Raw genomic sequence first — 3,915 nt, 5'->3', positions numbered from 1 at the left:
CGGCAACTGGGCGGCCAACAGGTCCCGCAACGCCGCCCGTTGCGGCTCGCCAAGCGAGGTGACGTACGACGGAGCGCTGCCCTGCCCGCCGAGGAACGGCCGCCAGTAGTCGTCGAAGTCGGCGAACACCGTCGGTACGTCCACCGGCCGGACCGACACGTCCCGCAGGCCGGCGTCCACCCACAGCTCCCGCAAGGGGCCGGGCCGGCACACGCTGAAGCGACTCGCCTCGTCCCGCCCCGCCGCGGCCGGGTCGAGGTGGGCGACGGCGGCCCAGAAGTGCCGCATCATCGCCATGCCCTCCGTGTAGTCCCACACGTAGGCGGACACCACCCCCGCCGGCCGGACGACCCGGGCGAACTCGGCCACCGCCCGCGCCGGCTCGGGCACGAAGTTGAGCGTCAGCCCGCTGACCACCACGTCGACGGCACGGTCGGCCACCGGCAGAGCGCGGGCGTCACCGACGTGGAAGCTCGCGCACGCATCCTGGACGCGGGCACGCGCCTGAGCGATGAAGCCCGCCGAGGGGTCGATGCCGGTGATCCGGGCGGGATCGGCCTCGCCGAGGACCGTCGAGGTCAACGCGCCGGTGCCGCAGCCCACGTCCAGCCAGTGCCGCCCGGGTGCCACGGCCAGTCCGCGTACGAAATCGCCCGCGACCAGGCAGCTCCACCGACCCACGTACGCCTCGTACGCATCGGCGTCCGCCCACACCGGGTGTGTCATGTCCGCACGATACGACAGCCGCCCGTGGAGCAGGTGTGCAGCGCCTCGTTGCGCCGGGTTGGCACACTGCCGCCGTGACGATGATCCGGACGTCGACGGTGCACAGGGTCCACGCGTGGCAGCGCATCCTGGTGGTGACCGCGCTGGTGGCCTCCGTGGTCAGTCTCGGCTGGACGTACCAGACCGGGGGCGACACCCTGCGTTTCCGGATCGGGTGGGTCGCGGTCGCGCTGACCGTGGTCCCGTTGTTCGTCGCGCGGCGGCGGCAGTTCACGTACGCCTGCCTGGCGGTGGGTGTCCCGTTGCTCGTCCTGGCCTGCGGGCCCGTGCCGGACGGGATCCTGCCGGCGCTGCTGGTCCTGCTGGCGACCACCGCGGATCCGCGCTGGTCGCCGTGGCGGGCCCGGCTGTCGGTGCTCGTCGGCGCGGCGCTGGTGGTCGTCCCGGTCGTGGCGTCAGCCGGAGCGGTGCACGACTCGCTGACGTCCCCGCCGGTGGGCTTCGTCGTCCACACCGACGCGGGTTCCGCAGTGGCCGACCTCGTCGGGCCGGGCGACGGGAGCGTGGGCGGCGTGCAGACCCGGTACGGCGACGAGGGCCCGACCAGCTTCGTCGAGTTCACGCCCGGCCTGTCGGCCGACGGGCAGGACCAACTGCGCCGCCAGCTGGCGCAGAAGCCCGGCGTGTCGAAGATCTGCTCGTGGTACCGGAACAACCACCTGCGGTCCGCCTGCTGAGCCGCCGGCGCGGGCCGGTTCCGACCGCCCGCTGCGCCTCGCCCGGTGGGCGGCCGGCCACGCGACGGACGCGGCTACTGTCGAGCCATGCCGCTGCGTCCGGATGAGGTCGAGGTGTTCGAGCGCTCCAGGGGCCGCCTGGAGGCGATCGCCTACCGGCTGCTGGGCTCGGCCAGCGACGCCGAGGACGCGGTCCAGGACACGTTCCTGCGCTGGCAGGCCGCCGACCGGGAGCACGTCGAGACGCCCGAGGCGTGGCTGACGAGGGTGCTCACCAACCTGTGCCTCAACCAGCTCACCTCGGCGCGCGCCCGGCGGGAGACCTACGTGGGCACGTGGCTTCCCGAGCCGGTCCTCGCCGGGGACCGGATGCTCGGCCCGGTCGACACCGTCGAGCAGCGCGAATCGGTCTCGATGGCGGTGCTCACCCTCATGGAGCGGCTGTCACCCAACGAGCGCGCGGTGTACGTGCTGCGCGAGGCGTTCGGCTACCCGCACGGTGAGATCGCCGAGATCCTCGGCGTCAGCGAGTCGAACTGCCAGCAGATCTACCGGCGTGCCAAGCAGCACGTCACCGTCGAGCGGGCGCATGCCGAGGTCGACGACGCCGCCGCGCGGAGGATCGTCACGGAGTTCCTCACGGCGGCCAACAGCGGTCAGATTCAGCGGCTGGTGGAGTTGCTGACCGGGGACGTGACCAGCGTCGGCGACGGCGGCGGCAAGATCCCGGCCCGCACGACAGCGGTCGTCGGCGCGCTGGCGGTGGCGAAGTTCCTGCGCGGTCTGTTCCGGCCCAGCGACGTCAAGCGGAACCTGGTGGGCGGCAGCCCCGCCCTCTACGCCGAGGTCGTCAACGGCGGCCCCGCGGTGGTGGTGGTGACCGGCCAGCAGGTCGTCGGCGTCATGTCCCTGGAGGTGACACCCCAGGGGGTCGCGGCGATCCGCGTCCAGGTCAACCCCGACAAGCTCGAACGCGTCACCCGCCAGTGGTCCGTCGCCGCACACTCCGAACCACTCCTGCACGTCTGGTGACCCAGGTCATAGCCGACTCCTGTCAGCAATCTCGTCGCTGTCCGGTTCAGGTAGCGACCATCGCCGAGACAGGAGTGCCGCCATGAAGCACCGCATCGTCGTCCTCGGAGCCGGCTACGCCGGAGCGATCGCCGCCGGCCGCCTCGCCCGCCGGTTGCACCCCGACGACATCGAGATCACCGTCGTCAACGCCGAGGCCGACTTCGTCGAGCGGGTCCGCATGCACCAGCTCGCCACCGGCCAGGACCTCAAGCGCCACGAGCTGAGCCAGGTGTACGCGGGCACCGGCGTGCTGATGCGACGGGCCCGGGTCACCGCCGTCGACGTCGACCGCAGGACCGTCGCGCTTACCGACGAGCGCGGCGCCGACGAGATCGCGTACGACACGCTCGTCTACGCCCTCGGCAGCGCCGCCGCCGACCACGGCGTGCCCGGTGTCGCCGAGCACGCGTACGACATCGCCGGCCGGCCGTCGGCGCTGCGGCTGCGTGACCGCCTCGCCCACCTCGCGGCCGGCGCGACCGTGCTCGTCGTCGGCGGAGGCCTCACCGGCCTCGAAGCGGCCACCGAGATCGCTGAGGCCCGGCCCGACCTCGACGTCGCGCTCGCCACCCGCGGCGGCCTCGGTGACTGGCTCACCGGGAAGGCGCGACAGCACCTGCGGGGCGTCGCGGCCCGGCTCGGCATCACCGTCCACGAGCACACCGACGTCGCCCGGGTGGAGGCGACCGGCGTCGTCACCGGCGACGGTCGGACGATCCCGGCGCAGGTGACCGTGTGGACGGCCGGCTTCGCCGTCCACCCCATCGCCGCCGCCACGACCCTGACGGTCGCGGCCACCGGGCAGATCGTCGTCGACGACACCATGCGCTCCGTTTCGCACCCCGAGGTGTACGCCGTCGGCGACGCCGGGCTCGCCGACGGGCCGGGCGGCAAGCCGCTGCGGATGTCCTGCGCCTCGGGAACCCCGATGGCCTGGCAGGCGGCCGACGCCATCGCCGCCCGGCTGACCGGTCGGGTGAAGATCCCCAAGGCCCCACTGCGCTACTTCAACCAGTGCATCAGCCTCGGCCGCCGCGACGGCATCATCCAGTACGTGACCGCCGACGACCGGGCCAAGCCGTCCCTGCTCACCGGACGGTTGGCGGCCCGCTACAAGGAGGTCGTGTGCAGGGGCGCCGCCTGGAGCATCTCCCACCCGATCCCGTACCCGGTGCGCCGCCGCCGCGTCACCACCACCCGGACGGAGAACGCCGCGACGGTGTCGTGACGGGCCAGCCGGGGCTCGCGGTGAACCCTGCGGTCCATGCTTGACCCGGTCGTCATGCTGGAACGTGAACAGACGTCCCCCGCCACCCGAGGAGAGCTTGTGCGCAAGCCAGTCAGGACCGCTGCCGTCCTCGTCGGGCTCGGCGTCGGC

Annotated in this window: 4 protein-coding genes; 3 read left to right on the top strand and 1 reads right to left on the bottom strand. The window is 73.0% G+C overall.

What is annotated here, in order from left to right; genetic code table 11:
• A partial coding sequence (locus AB0J68_RS28725) for a class I SAM-dependent methyltransferase (protein WP_363941595.1) occupies positions 1-726 on the bottom strand: 726 nt, incomplete at its 3' end.
• A 74-nt stretch (positions 727-800) separates the two neighbouring features.
• On the opposite strand from AB0J68_RS28725, the gene AB0J68_RS28720 reads away from it, so the two are divergent.
• From AB0J68_RS28720 to AB0J68_RS28710, 3 genes are all read left to right on the top strand, one after another.
• On the top strand, positions 801-1,463 hold the full coding sequence (locus AB0J68_RS28720; protein ID WP_363941592.1) for a hypothetical protein: 663 nt from the start codon (positions 801-803) through the stop codon (positions 1,461-1,463).
• An 87-nt stretch (positions 1,464-1,550) separates the two neighbouring features.
• Complete coding sequence (locus AB0J68_RS28715; protein WP_363941589.1) at positions 1,551-2,495, top strand: RNA polymerase sigma-70 factor; 945 nt, start codon at positions 1,551-1,553, stop codon at positions 2,493-2,495.
• An 82-nt stretch (positions 2,496-2,577) separates the two neighbouring features.
• Positions 2,578-3,765 (top strand): FAD-dependent oxidoreductase, encoded by a 1,188-nt coding sequence (locus AB0J68_RS28710; RefSeq protein ID WP_363941586.1) that lies wholly within the window; start codon positions 2,578-2,580, stop codon positions 3,763-3,765.
• Positions 3,766-3,915 lie beyond the last annotated feature (150 nt).

It is taken from the genome of Micromonospora sp. NPDC049580 (assembly GCF_040675595.1).
In the GTDB taxonomy this organism is placed as follows: domain Bacteria; phylum Actinomycetota; class Actinomycetes; order Mycobacteriales; family Micromonosporaceae; genus Micromonospora.
Note: the sequence above shows the minus strand (reverse complement) of the source record. Positions and strands in the feature narration are given on the sequence as shown.

What these genes read in the sequence shown, in the direction of transcription:
- AB0J68_RS28715 (WP_363941589.1), top strand. Translation starts at nt 1,551, where the DNA reads ATGCCGCTGCGTCCGGATGAGGTCGAGGTGTTCGAGCGCTCCAGGGGC.
- AB0J68_RS28710 (WP_363941586.1), top strand. Translation starts at nt 2,578, where the DNA reads ATGAAGCACCGCATCGTCGTCCTCGGAGCCGGCTACGCCGGAGCGATC.